We start from the raw sequence: 25,783 nt of genomic DNA, 5'->3' as shown, positions 1-25,783 counted from the left end.
GCAAGCTTAACCCACGTGCCGCAAACCCGCTGCTACGGTGCTTCGCCCGCGCCTGCGGCTTCAGTGCGTCGTGCGCCTGCGCAGATGCCGGTAGACGGTATTTCTCGCGAGCCCGAGTTCCCGTGCCGCCGCCGACACGTTTCCGCCCAGCCGTGTCAGCGTGGCTTCGATGAGCGCCGCCTGCCAGTCCTGGAGGCGTCCGGGCGCAGGTGTTTCGTTGCCATTCACGGCAACGGCAACGGCGGCGGCGGCGGGGGCGACGGCGGCTGCGGGGCTGGCCGCAGGCTCGCAGTCCTCGAAGAAATCTTCGGGCAAATGCTCGAGGCCGATTTCGTGCTCGCCCTCGGCCATGATGCTCGCCGTGCGCAGCACGTTGGCGAGCTGGCGCAGGTTGCCGGGCCAGCGGCAGCGTGCGAAGCAATCCAGTACATCTGCACTGACGCGTTCCGGTGCATGCGGGTGCGTGCACTGGTTTTCCAGAATGCGGGTGACCAGCACCGGCAGGTCGGTGCGTTCGCGCAAGGCCGGCAGCGTCACGGCAAGGCCGTTGATCCGGTAATAGAGGTCTTCCCGGAAGGTGCCGGCCGCAATCATCTCGCGCAGATTGCGGTGCGTGGCGCAGACGATGCGCAGGTCCACGGGAACCGCCCGCGTGCCGCCGAGCGGCACGACGGTGCGTTCCTGCAGAACTCGCATCAGGCGTACCTGTTGGGCGAGCGGCATGTCACCGATTTCATCGAGAAATAAAGTGCCGCCGTCGGCCTGCACGATCTTGCCGGTGTTGCCGCGCTTCCTTGCGCCCGTGAAGGCGCCGTCTTCGTAGCCGAACAGCTCGGCTTCGATCAACGTGTCCGGCAGCGACGCGCAGTTCACTGCGACGAACGGGCCGTCCGCGCGCGGCGAATCCTGGTGGATGGCGCGGGCCAGCCATTCCTTGCCCGTGCCGGTGCGGCCGAGCACCAGCACCGGAATGTCGCGTCCCCGCACCTTTTCGACGCGGCGCAGGACATCGGCCATGCGGGCATCGCCGGTATCGAGCGAGGCCAGCGTGACGGCGGGCCCTCCCGGCGAGCCCTGCGCCGCAGACCCCGCGGGCCGCACCGCGGCCTGAGGCGAAACGACGCGCGGCGCCGCTGCCGTGGCGCGCGACGCGGCGAATTCGCCGCGGGCGATCACGCGCACGCCGCTCGGCAGCGTCAACGTGAGGCAGGCGCCGGGCGTCTGTGCGGCGTGCTGGAGCAGGACAGGGAACGGTACGCCGAACAGCGCGGCGAAGGGTTGCCGCTGGAGCGTGGCGAGCGGCTGGCCCAACTGGAACAGCGCGCTGCGGTTCGCCGAAAGCAGCGTGCCGTCAGGCGTGAACGCAGCCAGCCCTTCGTAGAGGGTGCCGATGAATTCGGCGTGCGCGTGAAAGCGCACGCGCACAGCGTCGGCGAACTGGTTCGCGAACAGATGGTTCTCGATCATCTGCGCCGACATTCGCACGAGCGCGAGCGTGTGCTTGTGGGCGCCGCGCGTGTCGCCGCTCACGTCCAGCGTGCCGATGGCCTGGCCGAACGGGTCCACGATGGGCGTGCATGAGCAGGTGAGGATGTGGTTGGCGCGCAGGAAGTGCTCGCCGCCGTGAACGATGGTGGGCTGCCCGTCGACCAGTGCGGTGCCGATCGCGTTCGTGCCGCGGTCGCTTTCGGCCCACGAAACGCCGGGACAGAGCGCCACGCGCCGGGCCTTTTCGATGAAGTCGTTGTCGCCCAGGCTGTGCAGGATCACGCCGTGGCGGTCGGTCAGCAGCACCATGCTCTGGGTATCGACGATCTGCGCATGCAGTGTCTCCATGACCGGCAGCGCGTGCGCATAGAGCGACTGATTGCGCTCGATCAACTCGCGCAGAGCGAGCGGCGCGAGAGGCTGGAAGTCGGGCGTTTCGCCGGTACGCAGACCGACCTCGCGCGAACGCGCGTGGGCCTGCGCGATGACGTCGGTACGGTTGGCCGATATCGCGGGCGGTTGAGTCACTGCGTGTCTCCAGTTCGTGCGGCGCGCAGGCGCCGGGCGCGCGACGAAGTGCATGGCTTCGTCCGGTCTCGCGTGGTGCACCGCGCAATGTCGGCGCAGCAGGGGCGCGCAAGTCAGCGTTCATCTTACAGGACGAGCCGGCGGGCACGGGCCCGTCGGGCCTTGCGCGGGATCGGGGTATGCCCTGGTCTTTGGGTTGGCTCCCGCGTGCGCCATGGCCTCGCCTTTGCGCCGGTCATCACTAAATCGACGCCTGGCTTGCGAGGCTATGACCCCCTCCCGGCCGGGCATCACGTAAAACTTGCGGGTTGCCGCAACTCGTCTAAAGTGAATGGATCACGCGCCGGGCACGATTCCCGGCGCGTGATGTTTGAGCAGTGTTCAAGCCGTTCGAGCCGCGTGCGCGCGCGGCGCACCGAGGAGGAGCGAGGCAGCATAAGCGCGCAGCCCCGATGACCCGTGAACCGAAGGCGACCTCACCATGCAGATCATTTTTCCGAAAGAACCTCCTGAGTATTGCGGGCCCGAACTCACGCTGGCGTTTGCTGCGATGGTGGACGGCGAGCGGCTCGAATGCGTGATTACGGCTGAGGCGCTGGAAGATCATTTTGGTGCGGAGTCCACGCGCGCAGAGGACATGCTGGGTGCCTTCGACGCCCACCGCGAGCGCATCGAAGCGGCTGCGCGGCGGCTACTCTCCGAAACGCGCGGGCGGTGCGCGGTGCTGCGAAGCGGCTACGTGCGGTTCTATGAAGCGAACGTGCGGCCGTCTTGATCCGCCTTGATTCGTCCCGCGTCCCGGCTCTGGCATGACCGGTCGCCTGAATGCAGTGCAGCAAAAAAAGAAGCACCCCGTGGGGTGCTTCTGTGCATTCGGCGTCTGCCCGACGCCTGGGTCGATATCCGGCCTGAGGTCAGGCCCGATGCCTACTCCGCGCCAAGATAGAAGAAGCGGAACAGGAACACCGCGGCAATGATCCACACCACGAGCTTGACCTTGCGCGCCTGGCCGGTCAGCAGCTTGAGCCCCGCATACGAGATGAAGCCGAACGCCACGCCGTTCGCGATCGAATAGGTGAACGGCATGAGCAGCGCCGTGAGCGAAGCCGGCACAGCTTCCGTCGCATCCTCCCAGGGCAGTTCCACCATCTCGCGCAGCATCAGGCACGACACGTAGAGCAATGCGGGCGCCGTTGCGTAACCCGGCACGACGCCTGCAAGCGGCGCCACGAAGAGGCACGCGAGAAACAGCACGGCCACGGTGATCGCCGTCATGCCCGTGCGGCCGCCGGCCTGCACGCCCGAAGCGCTTTCGATGTACGCCGTGGTGGAAGACGTGCCGAGCACCGATCCCGCGAGAATCGCGGTGCTATCAGCCAGTAGCGCGCGGTTCAGGCGGTGCATCTTGCCGTGCACGAGCAGGCCCGCGCGATTTGCGACGCCCATCAGCGTGCCCGTTGCATCGAAGAGTTCGACGAGGAAAAAGACGAGGATCACGTTCAGGATGCCCGACGAAAGCGCGCCGCGAATGTCGAGCTGAAAAAGCGTGGGCGAAATGGAAGGCGGTGCGGAGAACACGCCGTGGAACTGGTTGCCGCCAAAGAAGAAGCTGAGCACCGTGACCCCGACGATGCCGATCAGGATCGCGCCGCGCACGCGCAGGAAGTCGAGCGTCACGATGGCGAAGAAGCCGATGATCGCGAGCACCACGTGCGCGTTGTGCAGATCGCCGAGCGCAACGAGCGTGGCCGGATTGCCCACCACGATGCCCGAGGTCTTCAGCGAAATGATGGCGAGGAAGAGGCCGATGCCGCCTGTGATCGCCACGCGTATGGAATGGGGAATGCCGTTCACGATCACCTCGCGCACGCGGATCAGCGTGACGATCATGAAGAGGCAGCCCGAGATGAACACCGCGCCCAGCGCCGCCTGCCACGTGAAGCCCATGCCTTTCACCACCGTATAGGCGAAGTAGGCGTTGAGACCCATGCCGGGCGCAAGCGCAATCGGGTAGTTCGCGTAAAGGCCCATCACGAGCGAGGCGAGCGCGGCCACGAGGCAGGTGGCCACGAACACGGACTCTTTCGGCATGCCTGCATCGCCCAGAATCGCCGGATTCACGAAGATGATGTAGGCCATCGTGAGAAAGGTCGTGAAGCCCGCGAGCAATTCGGTGCGCAGATTGGTGCCCGCTTCGTCGAAGCCGAAATAGCGTTTGATGGAGTCCATGAAGAAGGGCCTCTTGGTTTGGTTTTCGTGGATTCTTGATATGGCCATGCGAACGTGCCGTGCGGCTCGCGCGAGCGAGGCCTGGGGCCGCCGCCACTGCGGGCACGGCCATTGCGGCCGGCCGCACGCGCGGCAGGGTGGGCCGCGCTGTCACGGGCGGCATTGTAATCAGGATTGCGCGCGGCGTGCGTAAGCGGCACGCAACAACGCCGTGAAAGACGACGCGCTCAGGCCTGCGGCGGCTTGGGGCCCCAGCGGTCCAGCACCTGCTGCAGCACGTCGATGGGCAGCGGAAACACGATAGTCGAATTCTTGTCCGCAGCGATGGTAGTGAGCGTCTGCAGATAGCGCAGCTGCATGGCCTGCGGTTGTTGCGCGAGCATCTGCGCGGCTTGCAGCAGCTTTTCGGAAGCCTGCAGTTCGCCTTCGGCGTGAATCACCTTGGCGCGGCGTTCGCGCTCCGCCTCGGCCTGGCGCGCGATGGCGCGGATCATCGTTTCGTTGATGTCCACGTGCTTGATCTCGACGTTGGAGACCTTGATGCCCCAGGCGTCGGTCTGTGCGTCGAGCACCTTCTGGATGTCCGCGTTCAACTGCTCGCGTTCCGCCAGCAGTTCGTCCAGTTCGTGCTTGCCGAGCACGGCACGCAGAATGGTCTGCGAAAGCTGGCTGGTGGCCTCGAAGTAGCGCGCCACCTGAATCACGGCGCGTTCGGGGTCGACCACGCGAAAGTAGACCACCGCGTTGACCTTCACAGACACGTTGTCGCGCGTGATGACGTCCTGCGGCGGCACGTCGAACACCACGGTGCGAAGGTCGATCTTCACGACCTGCTGCACGATGGGGACGATCAGCACGAGCCCCGGCCCCTTCACTTTCCAGAAGCGCCCGAGCAGAAACACGACGCCGCGTTCGTACTCGCGGAAGATGCGTATCGATGAAGCGACGAGCAGGATCAGCAGCACGATCAGGATGCTGCCGAAGCCGAAGGTGAATCCCATCATGAACGTTCTCCTTGTTGTAGAGGCGATGCATGGGGTGCCGGTGCCTGTGCCTGTGCGTGCGCCCTGGCTTGCATGGACCCGACACCCGTGTTCGTGCCCGGCGATGGCGATGGTCCCGCCGTGTGCGTCGCTTCGCGCGCAGGCTCCGCCGTGAGCATGAGTCCCTGGCGGCCCGTCACGCGCACTTCGCTTCCCGCGGCAAGCGGTTCGGCGCAGCGCACGCGCCAGCGCTCGCCATGAATGCGCGCCCAGCCTTCGGCCGCCGCCCCCGTCCCGTCCATGTCCTTCGTTGCGAGGCCCTCGTCCAGCACCACGCCGACGCTGCCGATCAACGCTTCCGAGCCCGTCACCACGGGCCGTCGCCGCGCCTTGAGCGCGACGCTCGATACCGTGAAGACGAAGAGCACGCTGAACGCGGTGAGCGCGGCGATCATGGGCAACGGAATGCCGAAGCCGGGCGCCTCGGTGTCCATCAACATCAGCGCGCCGATCACGAAGGCCACGATGCCGCCGAAACCCAGCGTGCCGAAGGTGGGCAGAAAAGCCTCGGCGATCAGAAACGCGAGTCCCAGAAAAATCAGCCCGAGCCCCACGTAGTTGATGGGCAGCAGTTGCAGCGCGAAGAGCCCAACCAGCAGGCTGATGGCGCCCGCCACGCCGGGCAGCACGAAGCCGGGGTTCGCGAACTCGAAGAAGAGCCCGTACATGCCGATCATGAGCAGGATGAGGGCCACGTTCGGGTCCGTGATGACCGAGAGGAAACGGCTGCGCCAGTCGGGCGCGAGCGTGAGCACGGGCGCGTGTGCGGTGGCGAGTGTGGCCTCGCCCGCGGCGGTGGCGACATGACGGCCGTTCAGCACGCGCAGCAGATCGGGCACGTCGCGCGCCATGACGTCGACGACTTTTTGCGCGAGCGCCTCGTTCGCCGACAGACTCACCGCTTCGCGCACCGCGCGTTCGGCCCAGTCGGCGTTGCGTCCGCGCAGCTGGGCGAGGCCGCGGATGTAGGCGGCGGCGTCCTGCACCTGCTTGCGTGTTTCGGTTGCGCGTTCGTCGCCGGCGGACGGTGGCTTCGCGTCGCTCGGGCGCTGGCCCGGCGGCTCGGCGCCGCCCATGCCGATCTGGATGGGCGTGGCCGCGCCCAGGTTGGTGCCGGGCGCCATGGCCGCAAGGTGGCTCGCGTAGACGATATAGGTGCCCGCGCTCGCCGCGCGCGCCCCGCCTGGCGCGATGAAGGCGGCAACGGGCACGGGCGAGGCGAGGATCGCCTTGATGATCTGCCGCATCGATGTGTCGAGCCCGCCCGGCGTGTCGAGCTGAATGACGGCGAGCTGGGCGTGGTCGTGCGCGGCGCGGGCGAGCCCGCGCACGATGAAGTCCGCACTGGCCGGGCCGATGGCGCCGGCCACGGGAATCACGATGACCGGCGCGGGCGCCGTGGTTGCATGAATGCGCGCATCAACGGCCGCACCGGCAGGAGCGCTGATCAGCAGCGGCCACGTGAGTGAAAACCCGTAGAGGATGCGCCGCGCGAGCCGCAGCGTGCGGCGCGACGGCGCAGTGCGCATGACCCATGCGAAGCGCGCAAGGCACAGCAAACGGCGCAAAAAAACGGGCAGCGTGTTCATCGCTGGCGGCCGGCATGCGTTTTTGGCGGTGCCGGCCGGGAAGGTGATGTTCTAAAGCTTAGTCCGATTCGGCCCGTTGCGTGCGTGTCAGCCGGTAATCCGTGGGACGCATGCCGGTCCACTTGCGAAACGCGCGGTGAAAGGCGCTCGGTTCCGCGAAGCCCACGGCGGCGGCAATGTCCGCGATCGTGCGTGCCGTGTCCTGCAGTTCGCCGATGGCGATGTCGCGGCGCAGGTCGTCCTTGATGGACTGATACGTGTGGCCTTCCTGCTTGAGGCGCCGGCGCAGGGTCGCTTCGGCCACGTTGAGCCGCTCCGCCATGGACCCGGCGTCGGGCCACGCGGACATGGGCAGCGCGCGCAGCGTCTTGCGCACGCGCGCCGCAAACGAACCCGGATTGCGGTACTTCACCACGAAGCTGGCGGGCGCGTCGCGCAGGAAGGCCTTCACCGAACGCACCGTCTGGATCACAGGCAGGTCGAGAAACGCAGGCGAAAGATCGACGTACGACGCGTCCTGGCAGAACGCCATGTCGTCGCAGAACATCAGCCGGTATTCGTGCTCGGCGGGCGGCGCCGCACAGCGAAAGCGCGCGCACAGGAGCGGAATGCGGCGCCCCACGAGCCAGCACACGAGGCCGTAGACGATGATGAACCAGGTGGCATACGCGAACATCTTCGGCTCCGGGGTGCCCGGACGATGCTCGAAGACGAGACGTACGCGCGTGGTGTCGGCCTCCACGCGAACCGCGAGGTCGTCGAGCACGAGGCGCATGAAGCTCACGGCGCGCTGCAACGCCTGCTTGCCCGTGCTTGCCGTGAGCGCTGCGTGCGTCATTGCGATGAAGCTGCCGTAGCGCATGGGGTGCGAGTCCTGGCCGAAGAACTCGTCGTCGAGCGCACGCGCAATGCCTACCCACAGCGCGCCGTACTGTGCCGACGACACGCGGCTCTTCGGCGAGGCCAGCATCTGCGGAGCGATTCCGGCCGCGGCGACGAGCGGCCGCACGTCGAGCCCGCCCTCGCGTGCGAGCGCCAGCGTTTCCTCCACGAGGCTCATCGAGATCGTGCCTTTTTCGTTTTTCTTCATCGTGTTCGGGTAAGGATGTGCGTGGGCTGCTGCGCGCCCCGGGGCATGGCAAATCCGCTCACGCCGATTGATCGAAGCGGGCATCGAAGCGGCACACGAGCATGCCTACACTCCTTCCCAACCGGAAACACATAACGCGGCGAATACGGCGCGTGGCGCGTAGGCGTGCGCGAGGGCGAGACAGTTTAAAGCGCTGACGCGGCCCGCGCCATGTTCGCGCATGCGCTGCATCAAGCGCGATATCCAGCACGACATCAAGCACACCGCCGCAGCATCGAGGAGACAGGAGCCAGCCGATGGACGATTTCCATACCGACGAGCAACGCATGATTCGCGACGCGGCGCGCGAATTCGCCGCAGAACGGCTCGCGCCTTACGCCGCGCAATGGGATCGCGACGGCGTCTTGCCCGACGAAGTGGTGAAGCAGATGGGCGAGCTGGGTCTGCTCGGCATGATGGTACCCGCGGAATGGGGCGGCTCGTACACCGACTACGTGGCGTATGCGCTCGCGCTCGAAGAAATTGCCGCGGGCTGTGCCGCGTGCGCCACGATGATGAGCGTGCACAACTCGGTGGGCTGCGGTCCTATCCTGAATTTCGGCACGCCGGCGCAAAAAGACCACTACCTGCATGACCTCGCCACGGGCCGCACCATCGGCGCGTTTTGCCTGACCGAGCCGCAGGCCGGCTCTGAAGCCAACAACCTGCGCACGCGCGCCGTGCTGCGCGACGGCCAGTGGGTGCTCAACGGCAGCAAGCAGTTCGTCACGAACGGCGCGCGCGCGGGTGTGGCTATCGTGTTCGCGGTGACCGACCCGGATCTCGGCAAGCGCGGCATCTCGGCCTTCATCGTGCCCACCCACACGCCCGGTTTCAACGTGGGCCGCCCGGAGCACAAGCTCGGCATTCGTGCGTCGGACACCTGTCCCATTTCGCTCGACGATTGTGCGGTGCCGCAGGCCAACCTGCTGGGCGAGCGCGGCGAGGGGCTCAAGATTGCGCTCGCGAATCTGGAAGGCGGGCGTATCGGCATCGCCGCGCAGGCGGTGGGCATTGCGCGCGCCGCGTTCGATGCGGCGCGTGCCTACGCGAGCGAGCGCATCCAGTTCGGCAAGGCGTTGCGTGAGCATCAGACCATCGCCAACATGCTCGCGGACATGGCCACGCGCCTCAACGCCGCGCGTCTGCTCGTGCATCACGCGGCACGGCTGCGCACGGCGGGCAAGCCCTGTCTTTCCGAGGCTTCGCAGGCGAAACTCTATGCGTCCGAGCTGGCTGAAGAGGTGTGCTCGAAGGCGCTGCAGATTCACGGCGGCTACGGTTACCTTGCCGACTATCCGGTAGAGCGCCACTACCGCGACGCCCGCATCACGCAGATCTACGAAGGCACCAGCGAAGTGCAGCGGATGGTGATTGCGCGACACGTATAAAAGAAGGGTCCTTGGAAAAAGGCCCCAAAGAGACCTTAGCCACCGTAAGCCACCCTAAACGACCCCACGCGGGCGCACAATAAGCGGCACAGAGCGCACATTCGCGCCGATCAGGAGACGACGATGAACGACGGAGCTGCAGCGAAGCGGTTTATCGAGGCGCGCGATCTGCTGTTGCGCCATCGCACCGACTACGAGCGCGCGTATCGCGAGTTCGCATGGCCGGCGATGGACGAATTCAACTGGGCACTCGACTACTTCGATGTCATTGCTCGCGGCAATCACAACCCGGCGTTATGGATCGTCGACGACCCGCAAAGCGAAGGGCTCAAGCTTTCGTACGCGCAGATGTCGGAGCGCTCTTCGCGCATGGCGAACTATCTGCGCAGCGTGGGCGTGACGCGCGGCGACCGTCTGCTGCTGATGTTGCCGAACCGCGTGGAGTTGTGGGACGTGATGCTCGCGGCCATGAAGCTGGGCGCCGTCGTGCTGCCCGCCACCACGCAGCTTTCGCCCGACGACGTGCGCGATCGTGTCCAGCTGGGCGGCGCGCATTACGTCATCGTGGACGGCGCGGAGCTGGCCAAGTTCGATTCGATCGACGCGAGCGTGAAGCGCATTGCCGTGGGTGCGCGGCGCGAAGGCTGGCTCGATCTGGCCGACGCTTGCGAAGCTTCACCGCATTTCGTGCCGGAGGGCCCCACGCGTGCGACCGACCCGCTGCTGCTCTATTTCACCTCGGGCACGACGTCGAAGCCGAAGCTCGTCGAACACACGCATCAGAGCTATCCCGTCGGGCATCTTTCTACGATGTACTGGATCGGTCTCATGTCCGGCGACGTGCACTGGAACATCAGCTCGCCAGGTTGGGCCAAGCATGCATGGAGCTGCTTTTTCGCGCCCTGGAATGCGCAGGCCTGCGTGTTCGTCTACAACTACGCGCGCTTCGTGCCACGCGAAATACTCGAGGTACTCGTGCGCTTCAACGTGACGACGCTCTGCGCGCCGCCCACGGTGTGGCGCATGCTCGTGCAGGAGCCGCTCGCCTCGTACGACGTGAAGCTGCGCGAGATCGTGGGCGCGGGCGAGCCGCTCAATCCCGAGATCATCGAGCGCGTGCGCCGCGCCTGGAACATCACGATTCGCGACGGTTACGGGCAAACCGAAACCACCTGCCAGATCGGCAATTCGCCGGGGCAGCCCGTGGTGCCGGGGGCCATGGGTCGGCCGCTGCCGGGCTACACGGTGGAACTGGTCGATGCCGACGATCAGCCCGCGAGCGAAGGCGAAATCGCGCTGCCCGCATTGCCACTTGCGCAGCGTCCGCTCGGTCTCATGACGGGCTACGCGAACAACGCGAACGCGACCGACCACGCGATGCGCAACGGTTACTACCACACGTCCGACGTGGCGATGCGCCGCGACGACGGCTACTACGTCTACGTGGGCCGCGCCGACGACGTGTTCAAGTCGTCGGATTACCGGCTAAGCCCGTTCGAACTCGAAAGCGTGCTGATCGAGCACGAGGCGATTGCCGAGGCCGCCGTGGTGCCGAGCGCGGACCCGTTGCGCCTTTCCGTGCCGAAAGCGTTCGTCACCGTGCGTCAGGGCTTCGAGGCCGGACCCGAACTTGCGCGCAGCGTGTTTCGCTTCTCGCGCGAAAAGCTCGCGCCGTACAAGCGGATTCGTCGCCTGCAGTTCAGCGATCTGCCGAAGACCATCTCCGGCAAGATCCGCCGCGTCGAGCTAAGGCGCCGCGAAGAGGAGCGGCCCACTGAGCCCGACCGCCTGCCCGGCGAGTACTGGGAAGAAGACTTTCCCGATCTGCGTTGATCGTCACCGGGGCGGCGAGGCTTCGTTGCGCGCATCTTCGCCGCTACTTCACATCGCTTCATCTTCAGACGCCGCCGCATGCGTGTTGGTGCGCGGCGGCGTCTCTCGCACAGGAGACACAACATGAGCGCCGTTCCTTCCACTTCTTTCCTTTCATCGGCTTCGTCATCCGATGCACCACCTGCCGTAAAACTGCTGATCGGCGGCGAGTTCGTCGACTCGAAAACCACGGAATGGCGCGACGTGGTGAATCCCGCCACGCAGGACGTGTTGGCGCGCGTACCGTTCGCGACGGCCGATGAAGTGGATGCCGCCATCCGGGCCGCACATGTCGCGTTCGCGACATGGAAGAACACGCCGGTGGGTGCGCGCATGCGCATCATGCTCAAGTACCAGGCGCTGATTCGCGAGCACATGCCGCGTATCGCGAAGACGTTGACCGCGGAGCAGGGCAAGACGCTGCCCGATGCCGAGGGCGACATCTTTCGCGGGCTCGAAGTAGTGGAGCACGCATGTTCCATCGGCACGCTGCAACAGGGCGAGTTTCTCGAAAACGTGGCGGGCACGGTGGACACCTACACGCTGCGCCAGCCGCTCGGCGTGTGCGCGGGCATCACGCCGTTCAACTTCCCGGCCATGATTCCGCTCTGGATGTTTCCGATGGCGCTGGTCTGCGGCAACACGTTCGTGCTGAAGCCCTCGGAGCAGGATCCGCTCTCCACCATGCAGCTCGTCGAACTCGCGCTGGAAGCCGGCGTGCCGCGCGGCGTGCTGAACGTCGTGCATGGCGGAAAAGACGTGGTGGATGCGCTGTGCACGCATGAACTCGTGAAGGCCATTTCGTTCGTCGGTTCGACGGCGGTGGGCACGCACGTCTATCGCCTCGGTAGCGAGCACGGCAAACGCGTGCAGTCGATGATGGGCGCGAAGAATCACGCGGTGGTGTTGCCGGATGCGAATCGCGAGCAGTCGCTCAATGCGCTCGTGGGCGCCGCATTCGGCGCAGCGGGACAGCGCTGCATGGCGACCTCCGTGGCCGTGCTCGTGGGCGCGGCGAAGGACTGGCTGCCTGACCTCGTGGAAAAAGCCAAAGCTTTGAAGGTGAACGCGGGCCACGAGCCCGGCACGGACATTGGGCCCGTTGTGTCGCGAGCGGCGAAGGCGCGTGTTCTCGGTCTGATCGAATCGGGCGTGAAGCAGGGCGCGACGCTCGTGCTCGATGGGCGCGGCGTGCGCGTGAAGGGCTACGAAGACGGCAACTTCATCGGCCCGACCCTCTTCTCGAACGTCACGACGAGCATGGACATCTATCGCAACGAGATCTTCGGCCCGGTGCTGCTCGTCATGACGGTGCCCACGCTCGACGAGGCCATCGCACTGGTGAACAGCAATCCGTTCGGCAACGGCGTGGGCCTCTTCACGCAGAGCGGCGCCGCGGCGCGCAAATTCCAGAGCGAGATCGACGTGGGGCAGGTGGGCATCAACATTCCCATTCCGGTGCCTGTGCCGTACTTCAGCTTCACGGGCTCGCGCGGTTCGAAGTTGGGCGACCTCGGTCCGTACGGCAAGCAGGTGGTGCAGTTCTACACGCAGACCAAGACCGTGACCGCGCGCTGGTTCGACGACGCGACGACCAGCGACGGCGTGAACACGACCATCAGCCTGCGCTGAACGGCAAACAGGAGAACAGGCCATGAAAATAGGCTTTATCGGGCTCGGCAACATGGGTGCGCCCATGGCGCGCAATCTGCTGAAAGCGGGGCACGCGCTCAACGTGTTCGACCTCAACGTGCAGGCCGTGCAGTCGCTCGTGGACGCGGGCGCGAAGGCGGCGGCGTCGCCGAAGATTGCCGCTACAGACGTTGAATGCGTGATGACGATGCTGCCCGCCGCGGCGCACGTGCGCGACGTGCTCACGGCGAAGGACGGCGTGCTGGCCGGCATCGCGACGGGCGTGACGATCATCGATTCGAGCACCATCGATCCACAGAGCGCGAAGGCGTTCGCGGCGCTCGCGGCCGACCACGGCAATCCATTCGTGGATGCGCCCGTGTCGGGCGGTACAGGCGGGGCGGCCGCGGGCACGTTGACCTTCATGGTGGGCGGCAGCGCGGCCGCATTCGACGCCGTGCGGCCGGTCTTGTCCGCGATGGGCAAGAACCTCGTGCATTGCGGCGACACGGGCACGGGGCAGGTCGCGAAGATCTGCAACAACCTGTTGCTCGGCATCACGATGGCGGGCGTGGCGGAGGCCATGTCGCTGGGCGCGGCGCTCGGCATCGACACCAAGGTGCTTGCCGGCATCATCAACACGTCGACGGGGCGGTGCTGGAGTTCAGATACCTATAACCCGTTTCCCGGTGTGATCGAGACTGCGCCCGCATCGCGCGGCTACACGGGCGGCTTCGGCACGGACCTGATGCTCAAGGACCTGGGACTTGCTACGGACGCCGCGCGTTCGGCGCATCAACCGGTGTATCTCGGCGCGCTCGCGCAGCAGCTTTACCAGGCGATGAGCAGCCGCGGCGAAGGACGGCTCGACTTCTCGTCGATCATCAAGCTGTATCGCGACGGCGAGGGCGCGTGATGATCGAACTCGACTACACGCACGACGGGGCCATCGCGCTCGTCACATTGAAGCGCCCGCCCGCGAACGCGTTCACGCCCGAAGGCCTGCTGCAATTGCAGCGAACCGTGGAAACGCTCGATGCCGACGAATGCGTGCGGGCGCTCGTCATCACAGGCGACGGTCCGCGCTTCTTCAGCGCAGGTGCGGACCTCAATACGTTCGCCGACGGCGACAAGCGCGTGGCACGCGAAGCGGCCGCGCGTTTTGGCGCGGCATTCGAAGCATTGCAGAACGCGCGGCCCGTGGTGATTGCTGCGATCAACGGCTATGCGATGGGCGGCGGACTGGAATGTGCGCTCGCCTGCGACGTGCGCATCGCCGAGCAGCATGCGCAACTCGCCGTGCCCGAGACCGCCGTGGGCCTTCTGTGCTGCGGCTGCGGCACGCAGACGTTGCCGTGGCTCGTGGGCGAGGGCTGGGCGAAGCGAATGATCCTCACGGGCGAACGCGTGAACGCGCAGACCGCATTGCGCATCGGCCTGGTGGAAGAAGTGGTGGAAACAGGCGCCGCTCGTGAGGCGGCACTGGCGATGGCGACGCGCGTTACGACGCTGAGTCCGCAGGCCGTCACGTTCAGCAAACAGTTGATGCACCAGGCGCGTAACGGCGTGCCGCGTGCGGCAGCGCTTGCGGTGGAACGCGAGCGCTTCGTGGACCTGTTCGATCATCCCGATCAACGCGAGGGCGTCAATGCATTTCTGGAAAAGCGCGCGCCGCGTTGGAGCAGTATGGGGAGCAGTACGAGGAGCAGTACAGCGGAGGGCACACGATGAGCGCGCTTCGCGAGGCGTCGGCGCAGGTTTCGAGTCCCTCTAACCTCGCGCCGATGACTGAACCAGAGGTGATGTTGCGCGTGGTGAATCGCGTCGCGGTCATCACGTTGAACCGGCCCGCGGCCATCAACGCGCTTTCGCATGCGATGGTGCGCGAGCTTGCCGAGCTGCTGGGACGCTGCCGCGACGACGACGCGATCGTTGCAGTCGTATTGCGCGGCGCAGGTGAAAGGGGTTTTTGCGCAGGCGGCGACGTGCGCGCTTTGTATGCGCTCGCGAGGCAACGCGATGCAGAGACCAGAGCCGCATGGCAGCAGTTTTTCATCGACGAATACCGGCTCGACTACGCGATTCACACGTTTGCGAAGCCTGTCATCGCGCTGCTCGATGGCATCGTGATGGGCGGGGGCATGGGGCTCGGGCAGGGCGCGCGTCTGCGTATCGTGACGGACCGCTCGAAGCTTGCGATGCCGGAAACGCGCATCGGCTTTCTGCCCGACGTCGGCGCCACGCGTTTTCTCGGCGTGATGCCCGCGGAGATGGAAATGTACGTGGGCCTCACGGGCGCCACGCTTTCGGGCGCAGACGCGCTGCGTCTGCAACTGGCCGACCTTTGCGTGCCCGCGGAATGGCTCGCCTCGTTCGAGGAAAGACTCTTGCGCATGCCGCATGACGGCGATCTGCTCCAGGCATTGCGACGCGTATTCGAGCCGCCTTGCAACGTCGTTCCGCACGCGCCGCTTGCACCGTTTACGCAATTGATCCTGCGGCACTTCGACCGGCGCTCGGGTGTGGATCGCATGGTCGCGACGCTGAAGCAGGACCTGGAGCGTGAGGCGCCGCGCGAGATTCGTCAGTGGTTACAGGTGACTTACGACGCCCTGACGTCGCATTCGCCCACCATGCTCTACGTCACGCGCGAGGCGCTGCTGCGCGGGCGGCAGATGACGCTGGCCGAGTGCTTTCGCATGGAGCTGGGCATCGTGACGCGGGCTATTGAAGACGGCGATTTTTGCGAAGGCGTGCGGGCGCATCTGGTAGACAAAGACCGGCGTCCGCGCTGGGCACCGCTCACGCTCTTCGAAGTGCGGCCCGAACGCGTGCGCCACTTCATTTCGTCGCCGTGGCGCAGGGACGCGCATCCGCTTGCGGAGCTGGGCGAAGTGTAGACACCGAGTGTTGACACTAAGCCAGCAGCACGCGTCTCAATTTTCGTTTCAACGACGTAAAGCCCGCTGCCTCGGCGGCCTTTGCGTTCGTAATCAAGACGTCGATTCGCTCGAGCGGGCACCACGTAATGCGGCTGCGCTGGCCGATCTTGCTGTAGTCGGCGAGCACGACCACGCGGTCCGCGTTGGCCACCATCGCGCGGGCTACGTCCGCTTCGCCCTGGTCGTAGTTGGTCGCGCCGTGCCGGGCGTCGATGCCCACGGGCGAGAGCAGGGCGAGGTCCGCGCGATAGCGATGGATGTCGAGCACGGTGGCGGCCCCCATGGTGGCCGCCGCACGATTGCTGATCGACCCGCCCAGTAGGATCACTTCGTTGGGCGCTTCGGCCTCGCCGCTTGCGCCGCGCATCTTCAGCGCCACGTCGATCGAGTTGGTGACCACCGTCAGGTTGGCGAGCTTCGCCAGTTGCTCGGCGAGCAGCGACGTCGTGGTGCCCGCGTCCACGAAGAGCGTTTGCCCGCTCGCCACCATGCCCGTTGCGGCCTTTACCACAGCGGACTTCGCTTTCACGCGCGTATGGGCGCGTTCGTCGATAGGCGCTTCGTCAGCGGGGCGCACCGCGCCGCCATGCACGCGGCGCAGCTCGCCCATGGCTTCCAGGTCCAGCAGATCGCGCCGCACGGTTTCGCGCGATACGCCCAGCTCCGCCATGATGCGTTCCGTGGAAACGCGGTGCAGCGTGGAGAGCAGCGTACGGATTCTCTGATGACGGTCTTCCTGCCACATTTGAAGGGTGCTCTGTCTTGAAGTGAGGCGGCGAACAGCAGGCCGCAGCACGCGTAGCTTACCTGTACGAGCCGCGTTCCTTCGTTGTATTTTTTTGTGGACTTGCATATTTGTGCATTTGAAATTAGCCTTCGCTCACACCGGGCACCGTGCTCTGCGCACGACCTCTGTGCATCGCGCATGTGCTCTTGCGTGACACGAATTTGACGCATTCCGCCGCTACCATCGGGCGCGCCGCCCGTAACGTCCTGACAGAACAACGGGCGGGCGGAGGCTCGCAGACGCGGCGACGGGAAGCCGCCTGCAGTCTTTCTGCAATTTTTTATAACGCAGCAATTTCGGCAGAGGATGGGAAACACCATGAACCGCACGAGGTCAAGCCGTTTTGTTTCGATGTCGGCTGTCGCGGCCGCCGCACTGGTTGCGGCCACGGGCATGACGCAGGTATGGGCTGCGCCGCCCGACGCGCTCGTCGCCGCGGCGAAACAGGAAGGGCAACTGACGGTGATCGCCTTGCCCCATGACTGGTGCGGCTACGGCGCCATGATCAGCGCCTTTCAGGCGAAGTACGGCATCAAGATCAACGAACTGAACCCGGATGCCGGCTCGGGCGACGAGGTCGAAGCCATCAAGGCCAACAAGGGCAACAAGGGACCGCAGGCGCCGGACGTGATCGACGTAGGTCTCTCGTTCGGTCCCACCGCGAAGGCTGCGGGCCTCCTGCAGCCGTACAAGGTGTCCACGTGGAAGTCGATTCCCGATTCGGCGAAAGACCCTGAAGGCTACTGGTACGGCGACTATTACGGCGTGCTCTCGTTCGAAGTGAACGGCGACATGATCGACAAGGTGCCGGCCGACTGGAGCGATCTGCTCAAGCCCGACTACCGCAATGCCGTCTCGCTCGCGGGGGATCCGCGTACGGCGAACCAGGCCATCCAGGCTGTGTTCGCGGCAGGCCTCTCGCAGACGAAGGGCAACGTGGCTACGGCCGACAAGGCGGGCCTCAAGTTCTTCGCGGACCTGAACAAGAGCGGCAACTTCGTGCCCGTGATCGGCAAGGCGGCGTCGCTCGCGCAGGGCACCACGCCCATCATCGTGCGCTGGGACTACAACGCGCTCGCAGACCGCGACACGCTCAAGGGCAACCCCAAGGTGCACGTCGTAGTGCCGAAGACGGGCGTTGTGGCAGGCGTCTACGTGCAGGCCATCAGCGCCTACGCGCCGCACCCGAATGCCGCGAAGCTGTGGATGGAATACCTGTACTCCGACGAAGGCCAGATCGGTTGGCTCACGGGTTACTGCCACCCCATCCGCTACAACGAACTGATTTCGGCGAAGAAGGTGCCGCAGGCGCTGCTCGACAAGCTGCCGCCGGCTGCTGCCTACAAGGCTGCCGTGTTCCCGACGCTCGCCGAGCAGGACGCGTACAAGGACACGATCACGAAGCAGTGGGACGGGGCTGTCGGCGCCAACGTGAAGTAAGTGAAGTAACCGAAGTTGCGACCAGGCGGCTCCGTACCCACGGGGCCGCCTTCTCGGGGAATATTGATGGCTGCTTCACAGGATCTCGGCCCGGGGTCGCCGGAACTCGTCGTTCCGCGCGTGCCCGCGCCGGCGCCCCAGGTCAACCCGGCACAGCATTCGGGGCTGCTGGTCTGGATCGGCGTATTGCCGTTTTTCGTTTTTGCCGTGCTCTTTCTGATTCTGCCGACCGCGTTTCTCATGGTCGGTGCGTTCCAGGACGCGCAGGGCCACTTCACGCTCGACAATTTCAGGCAGCTGTTTCAGGAAGGCGTGCTCGACGCCTACTGGATCAGCTTCAAGGTCAGCGCGGCGTCGGCCGCGGGCGGGGCCGTACTCGGCTCGCTGCTCGCATGGGCCGCGGTGCATGGCAAACTGCCGCGCTGGATTCGTCCCACGCTGATGACGTTTTCCGGCGTCGCGTCGAACTTCGCCGGCGTGCCGCTCGCTTTCGCGTTCATCTGCACGCTGGGCCGTGTGGGTCTCGTCACGTTTCTGCTCAAGAAATATGTGGGCATCAATCTGTATGCCACGGGTTTCAGCATCCTGAGTTTCTGGGGGCTGACGCTCACGTACCTGTATTTCCAGATTCCGCTGATGGTGTTGATCGTCACGCCCGCACTCGACGGCCTGAAACGCGAATGGCGCGAGGCCTGCGATTCGCTGGGCGGCACCGCCTGGCAGTACTGGCGTTACGTCGCGTTGCCCGTGCTGTGGCCCAGCGTGCTCGGCGCCATGCTGCTGCTCTTTGCGAATTCGTTTGGCGCCGTGGCCACGGCGTATGCGCTCACGGGCAGTTCGCTCAATATCGTGACGATCCTGCTCTATGCGCAGATTCGCGGGGACGTGCTGCATAACCAGAACCTGGGCTATGCGCTCGCGCTCGGCATGATTCTCGTCACCGGTCTTTCGAACGGCGGCTATATCTGGCTGCGTTCACGCGCAGAAAGGGGGCGCCGATGAAGACGCAATCGCGCGTAGGCGCATGGACGGCGATGATCGTAGGCGCCGTATATTTCCTCGTGCCGCTCATTGCAACGTTCGAATTCAGCCTGCGGATGCGGCGCGACACGTATAGCCTGGACGCGTATCGCGTGGTGCTGGCCGACCCACGTTTTCAGGCCTCGTTCGGCTATTCCATTCTGATGGCGTTGCTCACCATCGTGGTGGGCATTCTGCTCGTCGTGCCCACGGCGTACTGGGTGCGGCTGCGTCTGCCGAAGCTGCGGCCCATCGTGGAATTCATCACGTTGCTGCCGCTCGTGGTGCCCGCCATCGTGATCGTGTTCGGCTATCTGCGCATCTACAACAGCAGTTCGATCCTGCCGCTCACGGGCAACGAACGCGCGACCGATTTGCTGCTCGTGTGCGGGTACGTGACGCTTGCGCTGCCCTACATGTATCGCGCGGTGGACACCGGCCTGCGCGCCGTGGACGTCCGTTCGCTTACCGAAGCAGCGGAGTGCCTCGGCGCGCGCTGGCCGACCATTCTCTTTCGCGTGATCCTGCCCAACATCCGCTCGGGCATTCTCTCTGGCGCATTCCTCACGTTTGCCGTGGTAATGGGCGAATTCACGATTGCGAGCCTGCTCGACCGGCCCGCGTTCGGTCCGTATCTGCAATTGATCGGCGCGAACCGCGCCTATGAACCGTCGGCGCTCGCCATCATCGCGTTCGTGGTGACGTGGGCCTCCATGGGTCTGATCCAGGTGTTCGGCTCGGCGCGCGCCGCGAGCGCCCCCGGCCATTGACGCCGCAACGCAACCGATCCAGCAAGGCAACAAGTCATGGCATTTCTCGAAATCGAAAACCTGCACAAGACCTTCGGCACCAACACGGCGCTGCATCAGTTCGATATGCAGATCGAACGCGGCGAGTTCGTCACGTTCCTGGGGCCGTCGGGCTGCGGGAAAACGACCGTGCTGCGCATGATCGCGGGCTTCGAAACGCCCACGCGCGGCACGATTCGCATCGGCGGGCGCGACGTTACGCACATGCGCACGCGTCAGCGCAACGTGGGCATGGTGTTCCAGTCGTATGCGCTCTTTCCGAACATGACTGTGGCCGAGAATATCGGCTTCGGGTTGCGCGTGGCAGGCAAGTCGGCCGATGAGATTCGCCGCCGCGTGGACGAGATGCTGCAACTCATCAAGCTGCCCGCACTCGCCGCGCGTTACCCGTGGCAACTCTCGGGTGGGCAGCAGCAGCGTGTGGCACTGGCGCGCGCGCTGGCAGGCAAGCCCGAAGTGCTGCTGCTCGACGAACCCCTTTCGGCGCTGGACGCGAAAATCCGCATTTCATTGCGCGAAGACATTCGCACGTTGCAGCGCGAACTGGGCATTACGTCGATCTTCGTCACGCACGACCAGGAGGAGGCGCTTTCCATCTCCGACCGCATCGTCGTGATGAACGAAGGTCGCATCGAGCAGGTTGGCTCGCCCGCGCAGATCTACAACTTCCCGCGCACGCGTTTCGTAGCGTCGTTCGTCGGCACGCTCAACATCCTCACGGGGCACGTGGTGGACCCGGCAACGGGGCGCATGGCGGTGGATGGCCAGGAGCTCGTCACGACCCGCGCGCTCGCATCGGACGATGCCGGCAAGAAGCGGCTGCTCGCGTTGCGTCCCGAGGCCATCGTGCTGGAAGCACCGGCGCCGGGCCGCAATACGCTGGCAGCCACGGTGGAGGACGTGAACTTTCTCGGCTCCGTGGTGCGGATTCGCGCGCGCGTGAACGAGGCCGTGCTGTCGCTCGACGTGTTCAACGACCCGGGGCGTCAGTTGCCCGAGCGCGGGCAACCTGTGGCGCTGGGTTTTTCGCACGACAACCTGCTCGTGCTGGAAGAAGGGATTTGAGGGCAGCGGTGCAGGTGCGCTGCGCTAGCGGGTTCCCGGCGTGCGCCGATACACGGTGACGGGCCGCTCCTTATAGAGCACGCTGCCGCTTTCGCGGTAACCGCATTTGCTCGCCACGCGAATCGACGCTGCATTGGCAGGGCTGATCATGCAGACGGTTTGCGTGTTGGGCCATTTTTCGTCGGCCCATGCGAGCGCCGCACGTACGGTTTCGGTCGCATAACCTTGCCCGTGCGCCCACGCCGCGAGCGCCCATCCGATTTCGGGCGTGCCGTCGAACGGCGGCTCGATCTCGCGCTGGAAGTCCGCAAAGCCTGCCTCGCCTACAAACCTTCCCGTCGTTTTCTCGCGCACGGCCCAATAGCCGAAACCGAGCAGCGCCCAGTGACCCACGTAACGCAACAGCCGCGCCCAGACTTCTTCGCGGCTGAACGGTTTGCCGCCGATATAACGCGTCACCTGCGGGTCGGACCACATGGCGAGACTATCTTCGAAATCGTCCGCGGTATGCGGGCGTAGAACGAGGCGTGGCGTTTCGAGCGTCGTGGCGGGCTGCATGGCGTGTCCTCTTAGTCCTCGTGCCGCACGAAGTCCGCGATCGCGGCATTCAATGCGGCGGGCGCATCGCGATGCGGCGAGTGTCCGCAGTCAGTCAGCTTCACGAGGCGTGCGTGCGCCACGCTACGCTGGATTGCATCGATCTGTTCCATCGTGCCGTATTCGTCGTCGTGGCCTTGCACGGCGAGCAGGCGGCAGCGAATGTCGGGCAGCACGGCCGTGATGTCCCAGGCCCGAAACGCGGGGTCGAGCCAGATGTCGTTCCAGCCGAAGAACGCGGAGTCTACGTCGTCGTGATAACGCGCGAGCTTGTCGCGCAGATTGCCGTCGTCGTACTCGATCTTCGCTTTCGCGATGCTCTCGACCGAAACCTGCTCCACGACCACGTGTGGCGCGATAACGACAGCACCGGCGAGCGCCTGCGGAAAAGCGCAAGCATAAAGCAGTGCGATGGATCCCCCGTCGCTATGACCCACGAGCCACATGCGTTCGCGTTCAGCGGCATCGATGCCGAGCGCGTCGAGCAAATCCGGCAGAATCTCTCGTGCCTGCTGGTGCATGAATTCAACGGGCCATCTGACCTCCGCGGCGCGCGGCGTGGACTTGCCGTAGCCGGGACGCGAGTAGACAAGCCCGCGAAAACCCAGTGCGTCGCAGAGCGTTTGCGGCCATTGCTTCCACATCGCCACCGACCCGAGCCCCTCGTGCAGAAAGATGGCGAGCGGCGCATCGTGCAGTCCGGCGTTGAGCCAACGGTATTCGATGCGCAGCGGGCCGTGCGAGCGCGTAGCCGGTAGCGCGGCAAACGCGTGTTCCGTTGCGGTAGCGCTGGGCAGGACGCTGGCGGAATCGGACATAACGGACATGAACACGCACCTCAAAGCAGTTCGCGTAGTTTGAACCGTTGAATCTTACCCGTTGCGGTCTTCGGCAGGTCGTCCACGAACTGGATGTCGCGCGGATACTTGTGGGGTGCGAGCCGTTCCTTCACGAATGCCTTCAGCTCGTCCACGAGCCTATCGAGTGGCGCAATGCCGGGCTTGAGCACAACGAAAGCCCGCGTTTTCACGAGCCCGCTGTGATCGACACCCACCACTGCGGCCTCCAGCACCGCCTCGTGCTGCACGAGCACCATCTCGACTTCCACGGGTGACACGTATTGACCGCTGACCTTCAGCATGTCGTCGCTGCGCCCCGCGTAGACGTAGCAACCATTGGGCAGTTTGCGATATTTGTCGCCGCTGCGCAGCCATTCGCCCAGAAACGTGGCGCGGCTTTTCTCGCGATTGCCCCAGTACATGAGCGCGGCGCTAGGCCCCTTGATATAGAGGTCGCCCACTTCGCCCTCGGCCACAGGCTGCCCGGCTTCGTCGCGCAGTTCGACCTCGTAGCCCGGCACAGGGCGTCCCGTCGTGCCGTACTCCACTTCGCCCGGCCGATTCGAGAGAAAGATGTGCAGCATTTCCGTCGAGCCAATGCCGTCGAGAATTTCGCAGCCGAAATGCGCAGTAAAGCGCTCGCCGACTTCGCGTGGCAAGGCCTCGCCGGCCGAGGCGCACACGCGCAGTGCCACATCGTCGCGAGGGGGCAACTGAGGTGACGAGAGCATGTTCGCGTAGAGCGTCGGCACGCCGTAGAAGATGGTGGGGCGGTGCTTCGCGAGGCGCTCGAACACGGCGGCGGGCGTGGGGCGCTCAGCCATCAGTACAGTGGTGGCGCCCACCGAGAGCGGGAACGTGAGGCCGTTGCCGAGTCCGTACGCGAAGAAAAGCTTGGCCGCAGAGAACACTACGTCATCCTCATGAATGCCGAGAACGGGTTTGGCGTAAAGCTCCGCGGTCCAGTACAGGTTCGCGTGAGTATGCACGGTGCCCTTGGGCTTTCCCGTTGAACCCGACGAGTAGAGCCAGAAGGCGATGTCGTCGGCACCCGTGGATGCAGGCTTCGCGGCGGGCGCGGCCTGATCGGTCAGCTCGTGCAGCACGCGCTGCGGTGCTTCGGCGGTCGCGTCCATGGGACGCGAGACGATCAGCATGCAATCGTCGCTTTCTGCGCCCGCGAGCGCTTCGCGCACGTTGGCGAGTACGGGGCCCGACGCAATCACGGCGCGCGCGTGGCCGTGCGAGAGCATGTAGGTGTAGTCGGCCGATGTGAGCAGCGTATTCGCCACCACAGGCACGACGCCCGCGTAGAGCGCGCCGAGGAACGCGACCGGCAACTCGACCGTATCCTGCATGACGAGCAGCAGGCGCTCCTCGGCGTGAATGCCGAGGGCGTGCAGTGCACTGGCGAAGCGCCGCGCGCGGTCTTCGAGTTCGCCGTAGGAGGTGGCGCCTGCATCGTCGATATAGGCCGCCTTGCTCGCACGCGCCTCGTTCAGACGGAACACGTGCGTCGCGAAATTGAACTGCGCCGGCGGCGGTTCGGCAATCGATACGGGCCGGTTGGCCGGCGTTTCCAGCAAGGCTTCCATGGTTCCTCCAGGCTTGTGCGGCCAAGGGCCGATCTGCGTCGGGCTCTGCGGGCCGCGTGTGTCTCGTCTCTCTGATCTCAATGCGCTTGCATGTGCCGGCTGAACGCATTGCCGTTCGTTGACGGCTTTGACGTGTGGCGGGTTGTGTCTCTCGGGTCTATCGTTTTGCTGCCAGTTACGGTTGATCGATTCGCGTGGTGAGTTGCGCGATCGCGTCGATTCCCCCGGCAGCCTGCTGGATCGCGGCACGCCGGTGGTAGAAATGCAGCGCGCGCAGACCGCCCAGTTCTTCTCCACCGCCTGCGCGGCCCGGGCCGCCGTGGAGCGACATCGGCATGACGTTGCCGTGGCCGGTGTGGCTGGTCTGCGCGTTCGGCGAGACGACGTGCACGCGACCGTGCGAATCGGCAAGCGCCAACGCCACGCGGGCGAGGTGGACGTCGTCGTCGCCATAGACGGATGCAACGAGCGACCCGTGAGTGCGCCGCGCGAGTGCGATGGCATGCGCTTCGGGCAAGGTGTCGCCTGAAGGGACGCCTGCGCTTTCGATGCGGTACGGTGCCACGGTGGCCACAGGGCCGAACACTTCGACGTCATGGAGGTGCTTCGCGGTGTCGGGGTCACGCATGGCGAAAAGATGCGGGCCGATGCATGCGGCAACGGAGGCGTCCGCATCGACGAGCGGCACGGTCGATCCGTCGAATGCGAGCGTGGCCTCTTCGCGCAGCAGCGCAATGCCTGCGCGCACGTTCTCGAGTTGAGCACGGCTCACAAGCGACCCCATGCGTACGCTTTCGTTGCGCGGGTTGCCCACCGTGACCCTGGCGAGTTTGGCCTTGAGGGCTTCCACAGCCGCGTCGAAAAGCGGCGCCGGCACGAACGCGCGGCGAATCGCCGTGCATTTCTGGCCGGACTTCACGGTCATTTCACGCGCTACCTCGTTCACGAACAGGTCGAATGCGGGCGAGTCGGGCGACGTGCCCGCGCAGAGCATTGCGCTATTGAGGCTGTCGGCCTCCACGTTCAGCCGCGCACCGCGCTCGACGAAAGCGGGGTGAGCGCGCAGCGTCGCCGCAGTTTGCGCAGAGCCGGTGAAGGAAACCACGTCGAACGCCTGAATCTGATCGAGCAGACCCGCCGCGCTGCCGCAGATGACGGAGAGCGCGCCGGGCGGCAGGATGTTGGCCTCCACGACGTCGGCCACCATGCGGTGCGTGAGCCAGGCCGTCGCGGTGGCGGGCTTGACGATGATCGGCACCCCCGAAAGCAGGGCGGGGCCGGCTTTTTCCCACAGTCCCCACGAAGGGAAGTTGAACGCGTTGATGAGGAGCGCCACGCCGTGCGTGGGTGTCAACACGTGCTGAGCGGCGAACGACTGGTCCTTGCTGAGCGACACGGCGGCGCCTTCGCGCAGCGCGCGCACGGACCCGAGCGATGCGCCCAGCTTCGCGTAATACGAGAGCGTGAAAATGCCACCGTCGATGTCGACAGCCGAGTCGTTGCGTGTCGTGCCGGAGTTGGCGGTGGCGATCGCATAGTAGTCGTCGCGTTTCGATTGCAGCAGCTTCACGATGTCAGCGAGCCGCGCGGCGCGCTCGGCATACGTGAGCTGACGCAGCGCGCTGCCGCCTTGCTCCCGCGCGAAGCGGAATGCATCCGGCAGATCGATCCCGTCGCTCGACACGCGCACGAGCGCTTCGCCCGTTACAGGATCGCGCAGGATCGTGCCGTCGCCCTGGCCGGCAACCCAGCGGCCGCCTGCATGATTCTTCAGAAGCTCAGTCATGG

General features: G+C 65.4%; 21 protein-coding genes. 11 read left to right on the top strand and 10 right to left on the bottom strand.

All coding sequences use genetic code 11. From position 1 onward, the window contains the following. Positions 1 to 60: 60 nt before the first annotated feature. Positions 61 to 2,070 carry a sigma-54-dependent Fis family transcriptional regulator gene (locus PKKP23_RS13050; protein WP_126877192.1) on the bottom strand — a complete coding sequence of 670 codons (2,010 nt, stop codon included), beginning with the start codon at positions 2,068 to 2,070 and terminating at the stop codon, positions 61 to 63. Between the two features lie 427 nt (positions 2,071 to 2,497). On the opposite strand from PKKP23_RS13050, the gene PKKP23_RS13045 reads away from it, so the two are divergent. Then, positions 2,498 to 2,791 (top strand): DUF1488 family protein, encoded by a 294-nt coding sequence (locus PKKP23_RS13045; protein WP_017775583.1) that lies wholly within the window; start codon positions 2,498 to 2,500, stop codon positions 2,789 to 2,791. Between the two features lie 152 nt (positions 2,792 to 2,943). Here the strand turns inward: PKKP23_RS13045 and PKKP23_RS13040 are convergent, their stop codons facing one another. From PKKP23_RS13040 to PKKP23_RS13025, 4 genes are all read right to left on the bottom strand, one after another. Then, a complete protein-coding gene (locus PKKP23_RS13040; protein WP_126877191.1) occupies positions 2,944 to 4,245 on the bottom strand; it encodes an NCS2 family permease in 1,302 nt (433 codons plus the stop codon). A 227-nt stretch (positions 4,246 to 4,472) separates the two neighbouring features. Beyond that, complete coding sequence (locus tag PKKP23_RS13035; RefSeq protein WP_017775585.1) at positions 4,473 to 5,249, bottom strand: slipin family protein; 777 nt, start codon at positions 5,247 to 5,249, stop codon at positions 4,473 to 4,475. After that, positions 5,246 to 6,877: an NfeD family protein gene (locus tag PKKP23_RS13030; RefSeq protein ID WP_126877190.1), complete on the bottom strand. Its 1,632-nt coding sequence runs from the start codon at positions 6,875 to 6,877 to the stop codon at positions 5,246 to 5,248. Before PKKP23_RS13030 ends, PKKP23_RS13035 begins: the two co-directional genes overlap by 4 nt. Positions 6,878 to 6,935: 58 nt before the next feature. Then, a complete protein-coding gene (locus PKKP23_RS13025) occupies positions 6,936 to 7,967 on the bottom strand; it encodes an AraC family transcriptional regulator (protein ID WP_126877189.1) in 1,032 nt (343 codons plus the stop codon). Positions 7,968 to 8,263: 296 nt separating this feature from the next. Between PKKP23_RS13025 and PKKP23_RS13020 the strand changes: the two genes are divergently transcribed. The 6 genes from PKKP23_RS13020 to PKKP23_RS12995 all read left to right on the top strand — a co-directional run bounded on the left by PKKP23_RS13020 (position 8,264) and on the right by PKKP23_RS12995 (position 15,801). Next, a complete protein-coding gene (locus PKKP23_RS13020) occupies positions 8,264 to 9,397 on the top strand; it encodes an acyl-CoA dehydrogenase family protein (protein ID WP_017775588.1) in 1,134 nt (377 codons plus the stop codon). 123 nt (positions 9,398 to 9,520) lie between these two features. Beyond that, positions 9,521 to 11,230, top strand: coding sequence for an AMP-binding protein (locus PKKP23_RS13015; RefSeq protein ID WP_126877188.1), 1,710 nt, complete (start codon positions 9,521 to 9,523; stop codon positions 11,228 to 11,230). Between the two features lie 123 nt (positions 11,231 to 11,353). After that, on the top strand, positions 11,354 to 12,901 hold the full coding sequence (locus PKKP23_RS13010; protein WP_126877187.1) for a CoA-acylating methylmalonate-semialdehyde dehydrogenase: 1,548 nt from the start codon (positions 11,354 to 11,356) through the stop codon (positions 12,899 to 12,901). Positions 12,902 to 12,923: 22 nt separating this feature from the next. Then, positions 12,924 to 13,817 (top strand): 3-hydroxyisobutyrate dehydrogenase, encoded by an 894-nt coding sequence (gene mmsB, locus PKKP23_RS13005; protein ID WP_126877186.1) that lies wholly within the window; start codon positions 12,924 to 12,926, stop codon positions 13,815 to 13,817. Then, positions 13,817 to 14,632, top strand: a complete 816-nt coding sequence (locus PKKP23_RS13000) for an enoyl-CoA hydratase (protein WP_126877256.1) — start codon at positions 13,817 to 13,819, stop codon at positions 14,630 to 14,632. Before mmsB ends, PKKP23_RS13000 begins: the two co-directional genes overlap by 1 nt. Continuing rightward, positions 14,629 to 15,801 carry an enoyl-CoA hydratase/isomerase family protein gene (locus tag PKKP23_RS12995; protein ID WP_126877185.1) on the top strand — a complete coding sequence of 391 codons (1,173 nt, stop codon included), beginning with the start codon at positions 14,629 to 14,631 and terminating at the stop codon, positions 15,799 to 15,801. Before PKKP23_RS13000 ends, PKKP23_RS12995 begins: the two co-directional genes overlap by 4 nt. 16 nt (positions 15,802 to 15,817) lie before the next feature. Here PKKP23_RS12995 and PKKP23_RS12990 read toward each other — a convergent pair whose 3' ends face one another. Beyond that, a complete protein-coding gene (locus PKKP23_RS12990; RefSeq protein WP_017775594.1) occupies positions 15,818 to 16,588 on the bottom strand; it encodes a DeoR/GlpR family DNA-binding transcription regulator in 771 nt (256 codons plus the stop codon). Between the two features lie 360 nt (positions 16,589 to 16,948). Between PKKP23_RS12990 and PKKP23_RS12985 the strand changes: the two genes are divergently transcribed. From PKKP23_RS12985 to PKKP23_RS12970, 4 genes are all read left to right on the top strand, one after another. Next, positions 16,949 to 18,070, top strand: coding sequence for an ABC transporter substrate-binding protein (locus PKKP23_RS12985; RefSeq protein ID WP_026121620.1), 1,122 nt, complete (start codon positions 16,949 to 16,951; stop codon positions 18,068 to 18,070). A gap of 66 nt (positions 18,071 to 18,136) precedes the next feature. Next, complete coding sequence (locus PKKP23_RS12980) at positions 18,137 to 19,072, top strand: ABC transporter permease (RefSeq protein WP_126877184.1); 936 nt, start codon at positions 18,137 to 18,139, stop codon at positions 19,070 to 19,072. Then, positions 19,069 to 19,860 carry an ABC transporter permease gene (locus PKKP23_RS12975; RefSeq protein ID WP_126877183.1) on the top strand — a complete coding sequence of 264 codons (792 nt, stop codon included), beginning with the start codon at positions 19,069 to 19,071 and terminating at the stop codon, positions 19,858 to 19,860. The genes PKKP23_RS12980 and PKKP23_RS12975 overlap by 4 nt, the downstream gene beginning before the upstream one ends. A 36-nt stretch (positions 19,861 to 19,896) precedes the next feature. Then, positions 19,897 to 20,964: an ABC transporter ATP-binding protein gene (locus PKKP23_RS12970; RefSeq protein ID WP_017775598.1), complete on the top strand. Its 1,068-nt coding sequence runs from the start codon at positions 19,897 to 19,899 to the stop codon at positions 20,962 to 20,964. A 24-nt stretch (positions 20,965 to 20,988) separates the two neighbouring features. On the opposite strand, the gene PKKP23_RS12965 is transcribed toward PKKP23_RS12970, so the two are convergent. The 4 genes from PKKP23_RS12965 to PKKP23_RS12950 form a co-directional block, all read right to left on the bottom strand. Next, the gene (locus PKKP23_RS12965; RefSeq protein ID WP_017775599.1) at positions 20,989 to 21,522 is read right to left on the bottom strand and encodes a GNAT family N-acetyltransferase; all 534 of its coding nucleotides are present in this window, start codon (positions 21,520 to 21,522) and stop codon (positions 20,989 to 20,991) included. An 11-nt stretch (positions 21,523 to 21,533) separates the two neighbouring features. Next, positions 21,534 to 22,379, bottom strand: coding sequence for an alpha/beta fold hydrolase (locus tag PKKP23_RS12960; protein ID WP_126877255.1), 846 nt, complete (start codon positions 22,377 to 22,379; stop codon positions 21,534 to 21,536). A gap of 20 nt (positions 22,380 to 22,399) precedes the next feature. After that, the gene (locus PKKP23_RS12955; protein ID WP_126877182.1) at positions 22,400 to 23,995 is read right to left on the bottom strand and encodes a benzoate-CoA ligase family protein; all 1,596 of its coding nucleotides are present in this window, start codon (positions 23,993 to 23,995) and stop codon (positions 22,400 to 22,402) included. Between the two features lie 175 nt (positions 23,996 to 24,170). Beyond that, positions 24,171 to 25,781, bottom strand: a complete 1,611-nt coding sequence (locus PKKP23_RS12950; RefSeq protein ID WP_126877181.1) for a 3,4-dehydroadipyl-CoA semialdehyde dehydrogenase — start codon at positions 25,779 to 25,781, stop codon at positions 24,171 to 24,173. Positions 25,782 to 25,783: the final 2 nt, after the last annotated feature.

This window comes from Paraburkholderia kururiensis JCM 10599 = LMG 19447, assembly GCF_003986935.1.
GTDB classification, from domain to species: domain Bacteria; phylum Pseudomonadota; class Gammaproteobacteria; order Burkholderiales; family Burkholderiaceae; genus Paraburkholderia; species Paraburkholderia kururiensis.
Note: the sequence above shows the minus strand (reverse complement) of the source record. Positions and strands in the feature narration are given on the sequence as shown.